Source organism: Streptomyces sp. NPDC055243, from assembly GCF_044544025.1.
Taxonomy (GTDB): domain Bacteria; phylum Actinomycetota; class Actinomycetes; order Streptomycetales; family Streptomycetaceae; genus Streptomyces.
In genome coordinates this window covers 276,357-294,188 of sequence record NZ_JBITWR010000002.1, presented here as the reverse complement: position 1 = coordinate 294,188, position 17,832 = coordinate 276,357, and the positions used below count along the sequence as shown (strand labels likewise).

At 71.8% G+C, this 17,832-nt stretch carries 14 protein-coding genes; 8 read left to right on the top strand and 6 right to left on the bottom strand.

What is annotated here, in order from left to right:
• Positions 1-44 precede the first annotated feature (44 nt).
• The 3 genes from ACIGXX_RS06180 to ACIGXX_RS06170 form a co-directional block, all read right to left on the bottom strand.
• A complete protein-coding gene (locus ACIGXX_RS06180; protein WP_399974318.1) occupies positions 45-1,397 on the bottom strand; it encodes a DNA-3-methyladenine glycosylase 2 family protein in 1,353 nt (450 codons plus the stop codon).
• A gap of 447 nt (positions 1,398-1,844) precedes the next feature.
• Positions 1,845-2,972, bottom strand: a complete 1,128-nt coding sequence (gene rsgA / locus ACIGXX_RS06175) for a ribosome small subunit-dependent GTPase A (RefSeq protein WP_399973208.1) — start codon at positions 2,970-2,972, stop codon at positions 1,845-1,847.
• 218 nt (positions 2,973-3,190) lie between these two features.
• Positions 3,191-4,813, bottom strand: a complete 1,623-nt coding sequence (locus ACIGXX_RS06170) for a flavin-containing monooxygenase (RefSeq protein WP_399973205.1) — start codon at positions 4,811-4,813, stop codon at positions 3,191-3,193.
• A gap of 69 nt (positions 4,814-4,882) precedes the next feature.
• Here ACIGXX_RS06170 and ACIGXX_RS06165 point away from each other — a divergent pair, with 69 nt between their 5' ends.
• Positions 4,883-5,908, top strand: coding sequence for an AraC family transcriptional regulator (locus tag ACIGXX_RS06165; RefSeq protein ID WP_351158635.1), 1,026 nt, complete (start codon positions 4,883-4,885; stop codon positions 5,906-5,908).
• Here ACIGXX_RS06165 and ACIGXX_RS06160 read toward each other — a convergent pair.
• A complete protein-coding gene (locus ACIGXX_RS06160) occupies positions 5,878-6,720 on the bottom strand; it encodes a dienelactone hydrolase family protein (protein WP_399973201.1) in 843 nt (280 codons plus the stop codon). The two genes, ACIGXX_RS06165 and ACIGXX_RS06160, sit on opposite strands and share 31 nt — an antisense overlap.
• A gap of 251 nt (positions 6,721-6,971) precedes the next feature.
• Between ACIGXX_RS06160 and ACIGXX_RS06155 the strand changes: the two genes are divergently transcribed.
• Positions 6,972-8,174, top strand: a complete 1,203-nt coding sequence (locus ACIGXX_RS06155; protein ID WP_399973198.1) for a cytochrome P450 — start codon at positions 6,972-6,974, stop codon at positions 8,172-8,174.
• 9 nt (positions 8,175-8,183) lie between these two features.
• On the top strand, positions 8,184-8,387 hold the full coding sequence (locus ACIGXX_RS06150; RefSeq protein ID WP_351158630.1) for a ferredoxin: 204 nt from the start codon (positions 8,184-8,186) through the stop codon (positions 8,385-8,387).
• Positions 8,388-8,420: 33 nt separating this feature from the next.
• Here ACIGXX_RS06150 and ACIGXX_RS06145 read toward each other — a convergent pair whose 3' ends face one another.
• Together ACIGXX_RS06145 and ACIGXX_RS06140 are read right to left on the bottom strand one after the other, a co-directional pair.
• Positions 8,421-8,966: an RDD family protein gene (locus tag ACIGXX_RS06145; protein ID WP_351158628.1), complete on the bottom strand. Its 546-nt coding sequence runs from the start codon at positions 8,964-8,966 to the stop codon at positions 8,421-8,423.
• A 57-nt stretch (positions 8,967-9,023) separates the two neighbouring features.
• Positions 9,024-11,567 (bottom strand): polysaccharide lyase family 8 super-sandwich domain-containing protein, encoded by a 2,544-nt coding sequence (locus ACIGXX_RS06140; protein WP_399973194.1) that lies wholly within the window; start codon positions 11,565-11,567, stop codon positions 9,024-9,026.
• Between the two features lie 138 nt (positions 11,568-11,705).
• Here ACIGXX_RS06140 and ACIGXX_RS06135 point away from each other — a divergent pair, with 138 nt between their 5' ends.
• The 5 genes from ACIGXX_RS06135 (at position 11,706) to ACIGXX_RS06115 (ending at position 17,812) form a co-directional block, all read left to right on the top strand.
• Complete coding sequence (locus ACIGXX_RS06135) at positions 11,706-12,305, top strand: chemotaxis protein CheB (RefSeq protein ID WP_351158624.1); 600 nt, start codon at positions 11,706-11,708, stop codon at positions 12,303-12,305.
• On the top strand, positions 12,305-14,359 hold the full coding sequence (locus tag ACIGXX_RS06130; RefSeq protein ID WP_351158622.1) for a CheR family methyltransferase: 2,055 nt from the start codon (positions 12,305-12,307) through the stop codon (positions 14,357-14,359). Before ACIGXX_RS06135 ends, ACIGXX_RS06130 begins: the two co-directional genes overlap by 1 nt.
• A 24-nt stretch (positions 14,360-14,383) precedes the next feature.
• Positions 14,384-15,244 (top strand): ANTAR domain-containing protein, encoded by an 861-nt coding sequence (locus ACIGXX_RS06125; protein WP_366464040.1) that lies wholly within the window; start codon positions 14,384-14,386, stop codon positions 15,242-15,244.
• 103 nt (positions 15,245-15,347) lie between these two features.
• Positions 15,348-16,565 (top strand): hypothetical protein, encoded by a 1,218-nt coding sequence (locus tag ACIGXX_RS06120; RefSeq protein ID WP_399974315.1) that lies wholly within the window; start codon positions 15,348-15,350, stop codon positions 16,563-16,565.
• Positions 16,553-17,812 carry a hypothetical protein gene (locus tag ACIGXX_RS06115; protein WP_399973190.1) on the top strand — a complete coding sequence of 420 codons (1,260 nt, stop codon included), beginning with the start codon at positions 16,553-16,555 and terminating at the stop codon, positions 17,810-17,812. The genes ACIGXX_RS06120 and ACIGXX_RS06115 overlap by 13 nt, the downstream gene beginning before the upstream one ends.
• Positions 17,813-17,832: the final 20 nt, after the last annotated feature.

Below are 17,832 nucleotides of genomic sequence, written 5' to 3'. Positions count from 1 at the left end.
AAGCCGGTGATGACGGCAGCCAAGGCGGGGTTGGGGAGAATTCCCTACCCTGCCGCCAGCAAGTGCCGGACCCCATAGGACCGCCAAGGCCGCCACCCCTCACGCACATCCACCCCCGGCAAACCCACATCCGGATCCCCCAGAGCCCGCATCCGAACAACCGCCGCAACCCCCGCACCCACCCCCTCCAAGGCCAAGAGGCCCGCCTCCGCATCCTCCCGATCCGCCCCCGCGTCCAGCCGCACCCGCCCATCGGCAAGGGCAGTGGCCAACTCCCCCAGCGGCCCCGGTTCCCCGGCCAGTGCGCCCGGCTCCGGGAAGACGTGCGTCAGCTCTCCGCACGGCGCGTCCAGCGCCTTCCCGTACCGCTCCACCAGCACCGAGGCCTCCCCCCGCCCCACCAGCGCCCGCACCGCGAACTCCTCCGGATCCGCCGCGCCCGGCGAGCGGAGGCCGGGGCGCGCCGCGACCAGCGGAGCGAGCCGCGCGTCCGCGCCGAGCCGCTCGTCCACCGCGTACGGGTCCGCGTCGAGGTCGAGGAGCCGCCTCAGCCGCTGCACGGCGGTCGTGAGGTCCCGCAGATCGGTCAGGTGGAGCCTGGCGTCCAGCCAGCCGCCCGGCCCGTGGTCGCTCTCCTCGACGGCCACGATCCCCGTGCCGTACGGCAGCCGCAACGTACGCCGGTACGTCCGACCGCCCCGCTCCCCGCTCACCTGCTCGACGCCTGCGACGGCCTCGTCGGAGAGCAGGTCGAAGACCGCACCGGCCTGGTAGGCCCCCCGGTAGGCGAGCCGCAGCGGCACCCCGGCCGCCGGGGTCGCCCGCCCCGCGCCCCCGCCACGCGGCGCAGCGGCCCGCAGCGCGGTGGGCGTCAGGGCGTACACCACCCGGATCGTGTCGTTGAACTGCCGCACGCTGGCGAACCCCGCGGCGAACGCGATCTCCGTGATCGGCAGATCCGTGGTCTGCAGCAATACCCGTGCGGTGTGGGCGCGTTGGGCCCGGGCGAGTGCGACGGGCCCCGCGCCCAGCTCGGCGGTGAGCTGGCGCTGCACCTGCCGGGCGCTGTAGCCGAGCCGCACGGCGAGACCGGAGACGCCCTCGCGGTCGACGACGCCGTCACCGATCATGCGCATGGCGCGGCCTACGACGTCCGCGCGTACGTTCCACTCCGCGGACCCCGGCACGGCGTCCGGGCGGCAGCGGCGGCAGGCCCGGAATCCGGAGCCCTGGGCGGCTGCCGCGGTGGTGTAGTAGCGGACGTTCTTGCGCTTCGGGGTGACGGCGGGGCAGCTGGGCCGGCAGTAGATGCCGGTGGTCTCGACGGCGAAGAAGAACTCCCCGTCGAAGCGCGCGTCGCGGCTGCGAACCGCCTCGTACCTGGTCTCTTCATCGATCACGTCTCCCAGTGTGCGACGCCGCCGACGCTTCGGCTGGCGGAATTCGGACGCCACGCTGGACGGAACGGGGCAGGCCGGGCACACGACGAAGGAACCAGGGGCGAAGCGGCCCGCGCCCTGCGCCGTCCCGGGGCGCTCCCGGGGCCGCACCCCGCCAAGCCCCCTCCGACAGGCACCAGCCTCTCCGCCACCGGAGGCAGGTGCGCAAGGACCCGAGAGCCAAGCAGCCAACACCCCGCGCCGTCACCCGGTACTCCCGGGCCACGCCCCGCCAAGCCCCAGCCGGCGAGGCACAGACTCTCCCCCGGAGGCAGATACACAAAGCCCAGGAGCCAAGCAGCCAGCATCCCGCGCCGCCACCGGGCGCTCCCGGGGCCACGCCCAGCCGACCCCCGCCGGTGCGGTGCGGGGCGCTCTCACCACCCCGCACCGCGATGCCGCCCCCTAGCGGATGCGCCCCCGCTTCGCCTCCATGGCCGCCTTGCCCTCCGCGCCCCGCAGTTTCCACATGCGGCGCATGTCCGCCCGGAGCTTCGCGTCCGTCTTGGCGACGATGCGCTGGTTCTCGCGGATCAGCTTGCGGTAGCTGTCGAGGCGGCGGCCCGGGAGCGTGCCGTCCTCCACGGCCGCGAGGACCGCGCAGCCGGGCTCGGCGGTGTGGGCGCAGTCGTGGAAGCGGCAGTCGGCCGCGAGCTCCTCGATCTCGGAGAAGACCTGGCCGACGCCCGACCCCGCGTCGAAGAGGCCGACACCTCGCAGGCCCGGCGTATCGATGAGGACGCCACCTGCGGGGAGCACCAGGAGGTTGCGGGTCGTCGTGGTGTGGCGGCCCTTGCCGTCCACGTCACGGGCGGCGTTGACGTGCATGACGTCCTCGCCGACCAGGGCGTTGGCCAGGGTCGACTTGCCCGCTCCGGACTGGCCGAGCAGGACGGACGTGCCGCCGGAGACGACGGCACAGAGGATGTCGACTCCTTCTCCCGTCGTGGCGCTGACCGGGAGCACCTGCACGCCGGGTGCCGACGTCTCCACGTCCTCGACCAGGTAGGACAGGCCCGTGGCGTCCGGGACCAGGTCGGCCTTGGTGAGGACGACCAGGGGCTGGGCCCCGGACTCCCAGGCCAGGGCCAGGAACCGTTCGATCCGGCCGAGGTCGAGCTCGACGGCGAGCGAGACCGCGATGATCGCGTGGTCGACGTTGGCCGCGAGGATCTGCCCCTCGGACCGCTTGGACGAGGTGGAGCGCACGAAGGCGGTGCGGCGCGGCAGCAGCGTACGGACGTACCGCGGGTCGCCGCCCTCGGGGTCGAGCGCGACCCAGTCGCCCGTGCACACGACCTTCATCGGGTCGCGGGGCACGACGAACTCGGTGTCGGCCCGCACGGTGCCGTCGGGGGTGACCACGTCGCACTGACCGCGGTCGACCCGCAGGACCCGGCCGGGCAGCAGGCCCTGCGCCGCGTACGGGGTGAAGTCGGCTTCCCAGTTCTCGTCCCAGCCGTAGGGCGCGAGAGGGTGCGAAGTCGGAGAAGAAGAGGAAGAAGAAGGCTGCTGGGATGCAGAGGAAGACAAGGGGGGACCCTTCACAGGGGTGGCCCCGGCGCACGCGCACACTGGCGCGGAAAAGAGGAAGGTCAGCCGGTGACCACGGAGGTGGAATGAACGGACTTCTCGATGCGGGCAGCGCCCATCTCAACGACAGCCATCGGTCACACCTCCTGGTACACACTCAACCGGCACCGGCAGCCAGAGAGGCCGCCGGGCGAACAGAAGGAACCCTAGCCCCGGGCTCAGGCGGAGCGCCAGCTCTTTTCGGGGCCGGGCCCGGCAGCTGCTGCCGCGCCCACCGCGGGCTGCTCGGAGACCGCCGTACGGGCCCCGCGCACGGCGGAGAGCGGTGTGGGCGCGAGCGTCTTGCGCAGGTTGGTGCGCATCGTCGACGCCGCGTCGAGCACGTAGTTCTGCCGGACCTTCCAGGGGCCGCGGTCGCCCTGCCGGGGGAAGGCGTCGATGGAGCGCTGGACGTATCCGGAGGCCAGGTCGAGCAGCGGGCGTTCGTTGAGGGTGCTGGTGGGCCTCGGCTCCACCGCCGCGTAGTCGTTCTCGCGCATGTGGTTGAGCACCTTGCACACGAGGCGCGACGTGAGATCGGCGCGCAGGGTCCAGGACGCATTGGTGTAGCCGATGCAGACGGCGAAGTTCGGGACGCCCGTCATCATCGCGCCGCGCCACACGAACTGCCGGTTCAGCTCAACGGGTTCGCCGTCGACGTGCGGCGCGATGCCGCCGAAGGCGAGCAGTTGGAGTCCGGTGGCGGTCACGACCACGTCGGCCTCCAGGACGCGGCCGGACTTCAGCCGGATGCCCTCGGGGACGAAGCGGTCGATGTGGTCGGTGACTATCTCGGCCTCGCCCGTCTTCAGGACCTGGAACAGATCGGCGTCGGGCACCGCGCACAGCCGCTGGTCCCACGGGTCGTACGACGGCGTGAGGTGGTCGGCGACCAGTTGGTCGTCCTTGACGATGCGCTTGTTGAGGCCGGTGAGCACCCGCCGCGCGGCCTTCGGGCTGCGGCGGCAGAACTGGTAGAGGCCGATGGCGAAGAGGATGTTCTTCGTCCGCACGACCCGGTGGGCCGCGTTCGCGGGCAGTACGGCGCGGATGCCGTCGGCCAGGATGTCCCGCGAGGGCAGCGAGCCGATCCAGGTCGGGGTGCGCTGCAACATGGTGACGTGCGCGGCGCTCCGCGCCATCGCGGGCACCAGCGTGACGGCGGTGGCGCCGCTACCGATGACGACCACGCGCTTGCCCGCGTGGTCCAGGTCCTCGGGCCAGAACTGCGGGTGCACGACCGTGCCGGCGAAGGAGTCGACGCCCGCGAACTCGGGGGCGTGTCCCTGGTCGTAGTCGTAGTAGCCCGCGCAGGAGTAGAGGAAGTCGCAGGTGACGGTGGTCAGGGTGCGGCTGCCGTCCTCCCCGGTGCGTTCCAGGGTCACCGTCCAGCGCGCCGTCGCGGTGGACCAGTCGGCGCCGACGACCTTGGTCCCGTAGCGGATCCGGCGGTCGATGCCGAACTCCGCGGCGGTCTCCTTGATGTAGCTCAGGATGGACTCTCCGTCGGCGAGCACCTTCGACTCGCGCCAGGGCTTGAAGGCGTAGCCCAGGGTGAACATGTCGGAGTCCGAGCGCACCCCGGGGTAGCGGAACAGGTCCCACGTACCGCCCATGGACTGCCGCGCCTCGATGATCGCGTACGAACGCTCGGGGCACTCGGTCTGCAGCCGGTAGGCGGCGCCGACGCCGGAGAGACCGGCGCCCACGATCACCACGTCGATGTGCTCGATGCCGTCGTGCTCGCCCGGGGCGTCGGTGCTGCCGGTACCGGCGGTGCTTGAGTCTACGGAGTGCGTCATTCCTTCAGTGTCCGGAAGCACACCCGGCAGGAATTGACCCGGGACGACAGATCTTTGACCCTGGACGACATGTCCGTGATCAGATCGGCGGGGCTGCGCGGCTTCCGCGCCACGGTGGCGGAGCTCGGCGGTGACGCCGAGTTCTACGCCCGGCAGGCGGGCTGCCCCGTCGCCGCGCTCGACGGTGACGACCTCCTGGTGCCCGAGGAGGCGATGGCCGCCGTACTCGAACTGGCCGCCGAGGATCTCGGCTGTCCTGATCTCGGTCTGCGCATGGCGGCCCGGCAGGACCTGGGCATGCTCGGCGCCCTGGCGCTCGCCATCCAGAACTCCGCGACGCTCGGGGACGCCCTGGAGTGCACCACGCGCTATCTGTTCGTCCACGCGCGCTCGCTGAGCCTCAGCCTGGAGCCCGATCCGTACGGCACGCCGGGGGTCGCCGCGCTGCGCTACGGCGTGCGTGAGGGCGTCGAGGCGCCGCCCCAGGGCATCGACCTCTCCCTGGGCTTCATGCACCGGGCCATCGTCTACTTGGTCGGCCCGTACGGCCTCGGCTCCGTCGAACTGCCGCATCCGCTGCTCGCCCCGCTGTCGGTGTACGAGGACTTCTTCGGCGTACCCGTGAAGACAAACCGCCCCGCGGCCCTGCTGCGGGTCCCGCTCAGCCTGGCCGACCGGCCGCTCGACGGCGGCAACGCCCATCTGCGCCGCCTCGCGCTCGCGCACCTGGACGAGCAACTGCCCAAGGAGCGGACGGACGTCGTCAGCGGCGTCCGCGCCGTCGTCGAGCGCTCGCTGGGCACCTCACCGCCGGAGATCGACACCGTCGCGCGCCTGCTGAACGTCCATCCGCGGACCCTGCAGCGCCGGCTGCGCGCCGCGGGCACTACCTTCGCCGCGGTGCTGGACGAGGAACGCCGCGGCGCCGCCCGCCGCTATCTCGTGGAGACCGACCTGCCGCTGGGCCAGGTCGCCCTGCTCCTCGGCCTCTCCGAGCAGTCGGCCCTGAACCGCTGCTGCCGGCGCTGGTGGGGCGTGACGCCGCGAGCGGTGCGGGCGCGCGGCTACGGAGCCGCCGAGCCGTCGGCCTCCTGAAGCAGTCGCGTACGGAAGAGGTCGAGGACCTCGTCGAGCGCGGCCCGCGTCGGCTGCCCCGGCGCGTCGACGAGGTGCTCGGTCAGGACGGAGTGCGGCGGCAGGACGCCCTCGGGGTTGGCGTCGCCGTCGTCGAGCTCGACGGCGGTGAACGCATCGCCGAGCTCGCGGCGCAGGAAGGCGAACCGGTCGCCGGGAACCAGCCGGTCGCCCCGGAACCGCGCCCCGAGGACCCGCAGCCCGTCCTGCTCGCAACGGCCCTTCACCACGGCGAGTTCCTCGTCGGAGATGTCGATGGCGCACGCACGGCGGCCGGTGACGGCCAGCGGCAGCGAGGGCTGGGAGAGGACCGGCGCGAGGAGCCGGTCGTCGGTGGCCATCGCCAGGGCGAAGCCGCCGGTGAGGCACATGCCGACGGCCCCGACACCCGGGCCGCCGCAGCGCTCGTGCTCGTGCGCGGCCAGGGCGCGCAGCCAGGTCACCACGCGCGAACTGCGGCCGGTGGCCAGCAGGTTGAATTCCCGGCTCACGCACACCTTCAGGACGGACGACGCCGTGTAGAGCCCCGACCGCAGCGAACCGTGGGCCGTGGGGTGGGCGTCCCGGCCCGGCGTGCCGAACAGGACGGGGAGCACCGCCGTGCAGCCGATGGCGGCGACCTTCTCGGCGAAGGCGAGGACCTTGGGGGTGATGCCAGGGATCTCCGCCATCACGACGACGGCGGGGCCTTCACCGCGCCGCAGGATCTTGCGGGTGGTGCCCTCGTGCGTGAACCGGCTCCGGGTGAATCCCGTCAGGTCGTGGTCAGCCACGGATCACAGCCTCCAACTCGGCGTCCGGCACAGGATGTTGTCGTACGGGATCACCGTACGGCGCGGCTTCGCCCGCCGGTCGCCCCGGCCTGCGGCCATGGACGCGGGAAGGTTGAGCGGAGGGTGTGATTCCGGCCAGAATCGTCCGCCGAACGGGCCGCTATCTGGCTTGTCTTGTCGTGGACCAAGTAGATGCCCCAGGCATCCAATGAGAGAGGTAAAAGGAGCCCCTCCGCTTGTGAGGTACGTCCATGACGGAATCAGTCGCGTCCGAACCAGTCGCCTTCCCGCAGGACCGCACGTGTCCCTACCACCCGCCCACTTCGTACGAACCACTCCGCGAAGCCCGGCCGCTCTCCCGGGTCCGGCTGTTCGACGGCCGTTCCGTCTGGGTGGTCACCGGACAGGGAACGGCCCGTGACCTGCTCATCGACGCACGCCTGTCCACCGACCGCGAGAACGAGGCGTTCCCCGCGCCGACCGAGCGCTTCGCGAAGGTGAGCAACCGCCGAGTCGCCCTGCTCGGCGTCGACGACCCCGTGCACAACACGCAGCGCCGCATGCTGATCCCCAGCTTCTCCGTCAAGCGGATCGCCGCCCTGCGCCCCCGCATCCAGGAGACGGTCGACCGGCTCATCGACGCCATGGCCGCACAGGGTTCACCGGCCGAGCTGGTGAACGCGTTCGCGCTGCCGGTGCCCTCCATGGTGATCTGCGCCCTCCTCGGCGTCCCCTACGCCGACCACGAGTTCTTCGAGGAGCAGTCGCGCCGGCTGCTGCGCGGTCCGCGCGCCGAGGACACCGAGCGCGCCCGGGACGAACTGGACGCGTATTTCCACGCGTTGATCGACGGCAAGCGGAGGCAGCCGGGCGACGGGCTCCTGGACGAGCTCATCCACCGCCAGCTCTCCGAGGGTGCGCTCGACCGCGAGGAACTGGTCAGCCTGGCGACGATCCTGCTGGTGGCGGGGCACGAGACCACGGCGAACATGATCTCCCTGGGGACGTTCACACTCCTCCAGCATCCGGAGCAGCTCGCCGAACTGCGCGCCGAGCAGACGCTGATGCCCGCGGCAGTCGAGGAGCTGCTGCGCTTCCTGTCCATCGCGGACGGCATGCTGCGGGTGGCGAAGGAGGACATCGACGTCGCGGGAAGCACCATTCGCGCGGACGACGGCGTCATCTTCTCCACCTCCCTCATCAACCGCGACGGCACGGCCTACGAGGCGCCGGAGGAGCTGGACTTCCACCGCGCCAACCGCCACCACCTGGCCTTCGGGTTCGGCATCCACCAGTGCCTCGGGCAGAACCTCGCCCGCGCCGAGATCGAGATCGCCCTGCGGACGCTCTTCCAGCGGATGCCGGACCTGCGCCTCGCGGTGCCCGCGCGGGAGATCCCGTTCAAACCGGGCGACACGATCCAGGGGATGCTCGAACTCCCCGTCATCTGGTAGGAGATGAACGTGCGGGTCCATGTGGAAAAGGAGCGGTGCGTGGGCGCCGGGATGTGCGCGCTCAACGCGCCGAGCGTCTTCACCCAGGACGACGACGGCTTCAGCGAGGTGCTCCCCGGCCGCGAGGACGGCGGCGGCGATCCCCGGGTGCGCGAGGCGGTGCGGTCCTGCCCGGTGCGGGCCGTCACCGTCGAGGAGTCCTCAGAGCCCTGAAAGTCCTGAGCGTCCTGAACGGGCCGGGCTGGCTCAGTGGTCACGCTGCCAGACGGCGAGGTCCTTGCGGCGCACGGAACGCACACCTGCGATGTCCGTGTCGTAGAGCTCGCCCGTCCAGCTCTCGCGCACCGAGTTCCGGGTGCTGCCGCCGAAGTTCTCCCGGAGCCAGTACCAGGGCTGAAGCGGCAGCCAGCACAGTCCGGCGAGCCAGCGGCGCAGGAGACGGACCGGTCCGGGGCGGCCCGCGTCGGCGGCGCGCATCACCCGTACGCCGAGGAGCAGCTTGCCGACACTGCCCCGGAACAGCAGCGTCAGGACGCACTGGTTGGTGAAGGACACCACCGGAACGAGGGCGTAGAGCGTCCACCAGGGGCTGGTCTCCGGGGCAAGGCCGGCGATGCCCACCGCGCCGTACAGCGCGACGACCAGGTCGACGATCACCGCGAGAAAGCGGCGCGCGTCCCCGGCCAGGCCCGGCAGCCGCCGGGAGAGCAACTGCCCGCCGTACGGGATCTGTCCTCCGTGCGGCGCCAGTTGCCGGCCGTGCCGCTGGTACGTCCCCCGTAGATCACTCATGTCGGCATCATGCCCCACTCCGGCGACAACACCCCAAACGCCCCAAGTGCGCGGGAACTAGCCGCGCAACGTCACCGTGAAGCTCCGTCCGTAGGCGTGGTGGGTGTCGACGTCGATCCGGGTCCCGCCGCGGGCCCGGCTCACGCGCACCCCCTCGTCGGCCGTGACCTCCCGCAGCAAGGGGCCGCGGAGCAGCACCGTGATCCTGTCGCGGTCCATCGTCGGATCGGACACCGCCACGGTGGTCGGGCCGCGCCGCTCGCGCCGCACGAGCACCGACGCGGGCCCCTCGATCCGGACCCCGGCGGCCTCATGGCGGCCCGCCGTGAAGCTGTTCGCGGCGGTCAGGCCCAGGCCCGCGTGGCTGACGGCCTGCAGGCGCACCGTGTTCGCGACGACCTTCAGCGGCTGCCCGCCCCGGTAGGACCGCAGCCCCGCCTCGCCCGCGTTCGGCACCAGCGCGTAGGCCAGGGAGACCGGCCTCGCCCCGGCCTCGCGGTCCACGCTCACGCCGAGGACCGTGCGCGTCACCGCGGTGTCGGGGTTCGCGGTGCGGACGACGCGGCGGCTGCGGGTCACCGTGTCCAGGGCGATCCGCACCTTCGGGGTGTCCAGGAAGACGTAGCCGACGGAGGTGCGCTGCGTGGCGTTGGCGTAGCGCAGCCACCGGAGGTCGGCCGTGCCCGCGCCGCTCCACGGGCGGCCGTCGCGCCGCTCCCCCGTCACGGAGACCTGGTCGCCGGGGGCCGCGGTCCGCGCGTCGACCGTCGTCGTCACGGCCCGCCCTGCCGCGTCGCCCACGCCCGCCGCGAGCACCACGATCTCCTCGTCGAGCAGGAACCACGACTTGGTCGCCGTGGCGTTGCGGTGGACCACGAAGTCGTCCGGCAGCAACTCCCGGTCGCGGAAGGCGGCATCACTGGACTGCACGGCCCCGGCCGCGCCGTACGCCCCGAGGACGGCGCCACCCGAGTGCCGGTTGGTGCCGCGCGGGAAGTAGACGTACTTGTTCTGCGACTCGGAGGAGGAAGTGAAGTTCAGGGGGTGGCCGGGGTTGTCGTAGTACGGCTTGCCGTAGAGCTCGGGGACCGTCCCGCGCCGCTCGACGGGCGCGGTGACCCCCGCGAGGCCGTACGGCGAGACCGTGGTGAAGTAGTCGACTCCGTACGCCTGGGTCTGGTCCTGGCCGGAGAGGTAGAGGTAGTACGCGCCGTCGCCCTGGAACCACGGCATGAGGTTCTCGCCGCTCATGTACTCGTACTTGCTGATCCGGTCGGAGCTGCGCGCCAGCGCGAAGGCGTAGCCCGCTCTGCGGTGGACGTTCTTGTCCATGGCGTTGAAGGCGACGCTGCGCGAGACGGGGTTGAGGTCGGCGGGCGGGATTGAGGCGTCGCCGATGATGTCCGTGTAGCGCACGATGCTGATCGGTGAGACGAAGCTGGTCGGGTTGAGGGCGGCGCGCGAGGTCGCCCGGATGTGCTTCACATAGCTCTTCAGGGCGGTGGCGTCGGCGCCGGTGGAGAGGGAGGAGAGGTCGACGACGGCCTCGACGACGACCGCGACGTCCACGTAGCCGCCGTCCGGCCGCGACACCGCGCGCCCCTTGACGATCTCCATCATCCAGCCCTCGAAGATGAGCGGCGCGAAGCCGTCGCGCACCCACTTGTTGACGGTCGGCACCAGCTCCTCGCCGTGCGCGAAGCCCGTGCCGTCGAGGATCTTGAGGGTCTGCACGACCCGCGTGAGCAGGCCCTTTCCGTACGAGCCCGTATAGGCGACGGAGGCGTGCTGGATGAAGGAGCCGTCCGCGTAATGGCCGTCCGTCACCCCGTGGTCGAGGTGGTAGGGGTCGATGGTGACGAAGACCGTCAGCTGGTCGGTGAGGGCCTTGCGGATGCGGGCCTCGCCGCCCGCGCCCAGGAGCGCGCCCTGCAGGATGCGGTTGGTGGTGATGTCGGCGAGGTTGGCGCCGGTGTGGAAGCGCGAGTCGAGGTTCACGTCCCCGTCGGTGCCGTTGCGCAGATAGGCGTCCATCGAGGCGACGTACGTGGCGATGAGGTCGGGCCGATAGGTCCGCACCTCGTCGACGAGGAGGGCCAGAGCCTTGCTGACGTGCTGGGAGATGCCGATCTCCCAGTTGAACCAGTTGCCGTAGTAGCCCTTGGACTGGTCGCCGTAGAAACGTTCGTGCAGCCAGACGAGGGCGTCGATCACCCGGCGCTGCACGGCGGTGTTCCCGTAGAGGTCGGAGGGGGTGCCCGGGGTGCGGGTGGCGAGGGCGATCTCGTACAGCCGCCTGAAGGCCGTGTTGAGGTTGGCGTCGTCCGTGCCGAGCGCCAGGCCGGCGAAGAGCTCGCCCTCGCCCGCGTCGTCCATCGACTTCAGGTTCGTCCGCGCGGTCCTGTCCACGGCGGCGAGCTTGGCGGCCGTCTCGGGGCGCGCGTTGGACTCGGCGGTCCCCGCGAAGATCCCCACGGTGTTGGCCAGGAGGCGCGCGCTGTCCGCCGCGGCCTGTGCGGCGGACACGGGCAGCGCGGGGACCACCGCCAGGAGTCCGGCGGCCGACAGGGCGGACAGCAGGCGTCTGCGGGTGATGTCCATGGCGACCTCCGCCGGTGAGTAGGCGCTCTGGCGTTCTGGCGGGCGGAGTCAAGCAGATGCCCCGGTCGGCGACAAGGGTGTGCTCCGCCGCTCGGCGGCACGGCACCGATCGGACCGGCAGCCGATAGGCTCGACGGTGTGAGGTCGGAACAGCACGCATCAGGGCCGTACGCCATCGTGGCTGTCGCGTCGTCCGCCGGAGGCATTCAGGGCCTGGGCGAGCTTCTGGGCGGGCTCGGGCCCGATCTGCCGGTGCCGGTGCTCGTGGTCCAGCACCTTGATCCGCGCCACCGCACCCTCCTCGCGGAGGTTCTCTCCCGGCGCACCGAGCTCTATGTGAAGCTGGCGGAGGACCAGGAGCCCGTTAATCCGGGGACCGTGTATCTGGCACCGCCCGACCGGCACCTCCTGGTGGGCCCGGACGGGGTGCTCACGCTGTCGAACAGCGAGCTCGTGCACTTCGTGCGGCCCTCGGCCGACCTGCTCTTCGAGTCGGTGGCCGGGGCGTACGGACCGGGGGCCATCGCCTGTGTGATCACCGGTACCGGCGTGGACGGCTCGATGGGCGTGGAGGCGGTCAAGTCGCGCGGCGGCACCGTGATCGCCGAGGACCCGCGGACCGCGCAGTTCACGGGGATGCCGAAGGCGGCGGTCGACACCGGCTCCGTGGACTTCGTACTCCGTATCGAGGAAATCGCCGCGGCCATCCGCGGACTGGTCGAGGACAAGAGGCAGTGATGAGCGAGTCGCCCGGCGCCGGGACAGAGCAGGGCGCCGAACAGGGGGCGCAGGAACGGCCGGAGCAGGCGAGCGAGTCCGACCAGGTGCGTGAGGCCGAGCGGGTGAGTGAGGCGGAACAGGAGCGTCAGACGGAGCGGGCGCAGGAGAGCGGCCAGGAGACGGACCAGGAGACGGGTCGGCCGCCGCGCGGGGCGCAGGCCGACGGGCTCGTCGACCAGGGTCTGGAGGATCTCCTGCGGTTCATCCGGGACGCGCGCGGCTTCGACTTCACCGGGTACAAGCGGTCCACGCTGGGCCGCCGCATCCGCAAGCGGATGGGCGACGTCGGTCTGCCGGACTACAGCGACTACCGCGATCTCCTGGAGACCGACACGGACGAGTTCCGTGCGCTGTTCAACACGATCCTGATCAACGTCACGTCGGTCTTCCGCGACCCGGAGGCCTGGGGGCTCCTCAAGCGCGACGTGCTGCCCGCGCTGATCGCGGAGGCCGGGCCCGACGACGAGATCCGGGTGTGGAGCGCGGGCTGCTCCAGCGGCGAGGAGGCGTACTCGCTGGCCATCCTCTTCGCGGAACAGCTCGGCATCGAGGAGTGCGTGCGCCGCGTCAAGATCTACGCCACGGACGTCGACGAGGAGGCGCTGCGCGACGCACGCCTTGGCCACTACCCCGCCAGGACGCTGGCGCCGCTCGCCAAGGAGCTGCGGGACAAGTACTTCGAGCGGTACGGCACGCAGTACGTCTTCCGGACCGATCTGCGGCGCCGGGTCATCTTCGGGCGCCACGACATCACCCGCGACGCCCCGATCTCCCGCCTGGACCTGCTCGTCTGCCGCAACACGCTGATGTACTTCAACGTCGAGGCGCAGACCCAGATCCTGGACCGCTACCACTTCGCCCTGCGCGAGGGCGGCTACCTCTTCCTCGGCAAGGCCGAGATGCTCCTGAACGACGGAGAACGGTTCGAGGCGGTCAGCATCCGCCAGCGCGTCTTCCGGCGCCGCCCGGGAGGCAGCTCGCCGCCCTATCCCGCGCACCCCGTCAAGGCCCGGGCCGGCAACGCGGAGGAGGAGCAACAGGCCGTCCGCACACGTCAGTTGCTGGACCTGATCCTGGACGCGTCGCCGGGCGCGAGCATCGCCCTGGACGGCAACGGCACCGTCATGCTGATCAACAACGGCGCCCGCGCCCAGTTCGGCCTGACCTCGAACGACATGGGCCGCCCGTTCCAGGACCTGGAGCTCTCCTACCGGCCCACCGAGCTGCGCTCCCTGATCGACCAGGCCACGCACGAGCGCCGGACGCTCCAGGTGCACGGGGCCGAGCGGCGCCTGGGCAACGAGCTGCAGTACTTCGACATCGACATCCAGCCGATCATGGGCGGTCCCGGCCTGCCGGTCGCCATCAACGTCACCTTCACCGACGTCACCCAGGCCACCAAGCTCAGGGCCGAGATCAAGCGGGTCCGCGAGGACCTGGAGACGGCCTACGAGGAGCTCCAGTCGACGAACGAGGAGCTGGAGACCACCAACGAAGAGCTCCAGTCGAGCATCGAGGAACTGGAGACGACCAACGAGGAGCTCCAGTCCACGAACGAGGAGCTGGAGACCACCAACGAAGAGCTCCAGTCGGGCAATGAAGAGCTCGAGACGATGAACGACGAGATGCGGCTGCGCACCACGGACCTGGACGAGGCCAGGGCCTTCCTGGAGGGCGTGGTGAGCAGTATCGCGGCGGGGGTGGTGGTCCTCTCCGCCGACCTGCGGGCCAGGAGCTGGAACCGCGGCGCGGTCGACCTGTGGGGGCTGCGCCCGGACGAGGTGCTCGGCGAGCCGTTCTTCGCCCTGGAATTCGGGCTGCCCACCGACCAGCTGCGCAACGTCATCCAGGAGTGCGTCGCGTCGGGCAAGCGGTCCGGTCCCGTGGTCATCCCGGCGGTGAACCGCATCGGACGCCGCATCGACTGTTCGGTCATCTGTTCCCCGTTCGACGGCCACAACGGCGGTGTCGTCCTCCTGATGGAAGACCTCTCGAACGAAGGCGGCAACTGAACCGGTACGTCGTATTCTGTGAAGATGAGCTCCAGGCAAGGCAGTTCCGGGCTGCCGGGCGGTCAGGCAGAGGCCGCCTGGCAGAGAGCGCATCGGGCCGCTGAACGAGCCGAGCAGGAAACGGCGAACGCCGAGCGGTACGACGAAATGTTCGCGGAGAGCGGGCGCGACTTCCACGCGGCGATGGCGACGCGGCACCGCGCGGTCGCCGAGCGGCACGAGACCACGGCCCGCCTCCAGCAGGCGTACGCACGGAGGCTGACGGAGGCGGAGGGCAGAGGTGGTCTGCGCCCTCTTTTCATGGCCGGGGTCGCGGAGGCCTGCGGGACACACAGCGCGGCCCTCACCCTCGTCGGAGCAGACCTGAGCCAGCTCGTGGTCGCCGCTTCGGACCGGTCGTCGCGCGGCGCCCAGGATCTGGAGTACGTCCTGACCGCGGGCCCCGGCCGCGACGCGGTCCGCGGCCGCCGTGCGGTGTACGCATCGGGCCAGGCGCTCGAAAGGCGCTGGCCCGGTTACGGCTCCGGGCTGGCCGCCCTGGGCCTGACGTCCGTCGCCGCGCTGCCGCTGAAGGTGTCGTCGGACTGCATAGGAGCGCTCACCGTCTTCGATCCCTCATCGGCGCTCGCCAGGGCGGGCAAGTTCCGCGAGGTCGCCGACGCGCTGGCGGACGGCATCCTGATCGGCCCCGACTCCGATCCCTGCCTCTACGGCGGCGCGGACCTGCGGGCCGTGGTCCACCAGGCCGCCGGTGTGCTGTCCGAGCAGGCGGGCAGTTCGGTCAGTGACGCCCTGGCGCTCATCAAGGCGCGGGCGTTCGCCCTGGGGGTGCCCCTCGAATCGGTGTCCCGGCGCGTCATCTCCGGAGAACTCGACCTCCGCTGACCCTCGCCCCGCCGTCCCGGCCGCAGTTGATAGCGTCACTCGTCCGATCTTGATGTGTGATCTCGCTGTCGGCTCTACGGGGGAAGGGGAGCGCGTGCCCGGGATGCGTGACGTCCAAAGGCGTACGTGGCTGCTGCTGACCGGCGGGGCCGCGCTGCTGCTCATGGTCGCCGGTACCGTGATCGCCGTGTCGCGGTCCCAGGAGCGCGACGACCTCCGCGCCGCCAACCACGACCAGCTGGCCCGCGCCTGCGAGGGCCTGCTCCCCGGTGAGCTGAGCGACTTCGTGCCGGACGACTCGGCGGGCGTACTGGACGAGTACGGCTCGCTGCTCGCACCGCGGCAGCAGAGCCGGGCGCTGCTCGACTGCACGCTGACGTGGGGCGGCGGCCGCGGGGAGCCGGACGCGCAGGCGGGGGTGCGGGCCCAGGCGGTGCTCGGCAAGACCGACGCGCCGGGCGGCGGCTTCGAACTGCCGCTGCCCAGCGGTGCCTTGGGGGGCATATCCGTCGAGGAGCGGCTGGACGGCAGCCAGGTGTCGGCCACCCTGCTCACCGAATGCCCCAAGGGCCTGAGCGGGCGGGTCCGGCCGTCGAAGGATCTGCTCGTCTCGGTGGAGCTGCCCTCGCACGCCGACAGCGAGTACGCCGTCCCGAAGGCCGACCGGCTCCTGGCGTCGAGCACGGCGGTCCGGGTCGCCGACTGGGTCAGCCGTGAACAAGGGTGCGGTGGACGGCCGTTGGCCGATGCCAAGGAGCCGAAGGGCTCCGACGCGCTCTGCGACTGGCTCTCCCCCAAGGCGCTGAAGTTCGCGCCGGGCACATGGAAGTTCCGCGAGAACGACACGACGTACAGCAGGCGCGCCGGGTCGTGCGGCGGGCGGTCGGACGACGAAGACCGCTGGTCGGCCGAGCCGACGACCAAGGCGGCGAGCGCGCAGAGCTGGTCCGGTGTCCTCGCGCCGGGCGCGTACGAGAGGTTCGCCGGCAGCGGCGACGTCCCCGGGTCCGAACTCGACCCGCACAAGCCGGATTCCGCAGGCGGGCTGACCGTCGAGCGGTCGGGCGACGATCCGCTGCTCGCGCTCTGGGCGCGGTCGGTGTGCGACGGCGGTCCGACGTTCCACCGGGTCACCGTGACGCCCGCGCTCGACTTCCAGAACCAGGACAAGGTCGTGCTGGACAAGAAGGACCAGCGGCGCGTCTCCGCGGACGCGCGGGCCGTGCTCGACCGCTATCTGGCGGCGGACGACGGCTGGCCGCGGCGCTCGCACTGCGCGGACACCGAGATCATGGGAGAGGTGGAGCAGTGGCGGGGCTGACCTTGCGGTCCGGGGCCCGACGGAAGCTCACCACGGCTGGTGGGGCGGTGCTCGCCCTGGCGCTGGTGGCGGGCGGGTACTTCTGGTTCGGCGGTGGCTACGACCGGTGGGTGGCGCAGCGCCTGGTGGGCGGGGCCTGCGCGGGGGTGCTCCCGGCCACCGAAGTGCGTGACGTACTGGGCGAGGGGCCCTTCAAGGACGAGACGCGCGACCGGGCGGACGGCGAGCTGAGCGACGCCTCGCTGCGCGTGGAGTGCACGATCGCCCGCGACGACGAGGACAGCTCCGCGCGCGAAGGCTCGGTCTCGGTGAGCGTGCGCGCGGTGCCGGAGCGGGTGGCGAAGGACGACGACGGCCCGGACGCGCGGCAGCGGCGCGACGAGGCCTTCGCCGGCCAGTACAGCGGGGTGTACCCGGACGTCTACCCCACCCTGCCGCCGGTCGCGGTCGGCGCCGGCTGGAACGGCCTGTTCACCACCGGGGAGTCGGGCGGCGACGCGTCGGCCACCACCGCGGTCCTCCTCGACTGCGCCCGTGGCCGCGGCGGACTTCTGGTCACCGTCGACACCAAGGACGAGGACGTGTCCCTGGACGACCCCCGGCAGCGCACCGCCTTCGCCCGGATCGCCACCGCGACGGCGGCCAACGCATCCGGCCACTGGGGCTGCGACGCCGACCTGGGCAAGGCCCCGCGCACGGTGCCGCTGCCGGTGGACACGGACGAGTCCGTGCCGCTCGCCGAGGCCGCCGCGTCCTGCCGGGGCGTTCCGGGGCGCGGCTCCGGGACGGCGCTGGCGTGGGAGGGCGCGCGGCGCGGGACGCCGGTCGAGGTGTGCGTGCTGGGGCCCGGGAGCGTGTCCAGGGACGGCCTTCCGGTGGCCGGGTCGAGCGACGACGTGGGCGGGCGGTATCGGCTGAGCGCCTCCTACGGCCCGTACGCGCAGGACGAGCGGTACCGCTTCCAGGACCGCTTCAGCTACCTGGCGCCGGGCCGTGTCCCCGGCGCGTCGCCCTCGGGACGCTTCCCCGATGGCGGCTACTGGGTGAGCGCGGCGTGCGAGAAGGGCGGCGAGCGGGCCCTGTTCACCGTCGAGCCGCCGGGGTCCGACTCGCCCTCGTACGAGCAGGACGGGAAGGCCGAACCCACGTCCGCCGACCGTGCCTACCAGCGCGCCGCCCTCAAGGCGTTCGCGGAAGGCTCGGCGAAGGCGCACGGCTGCGGGAAGCCCGCCCCCGTGCGGCCCTGACCCGACTCGGCCGTGCCCTG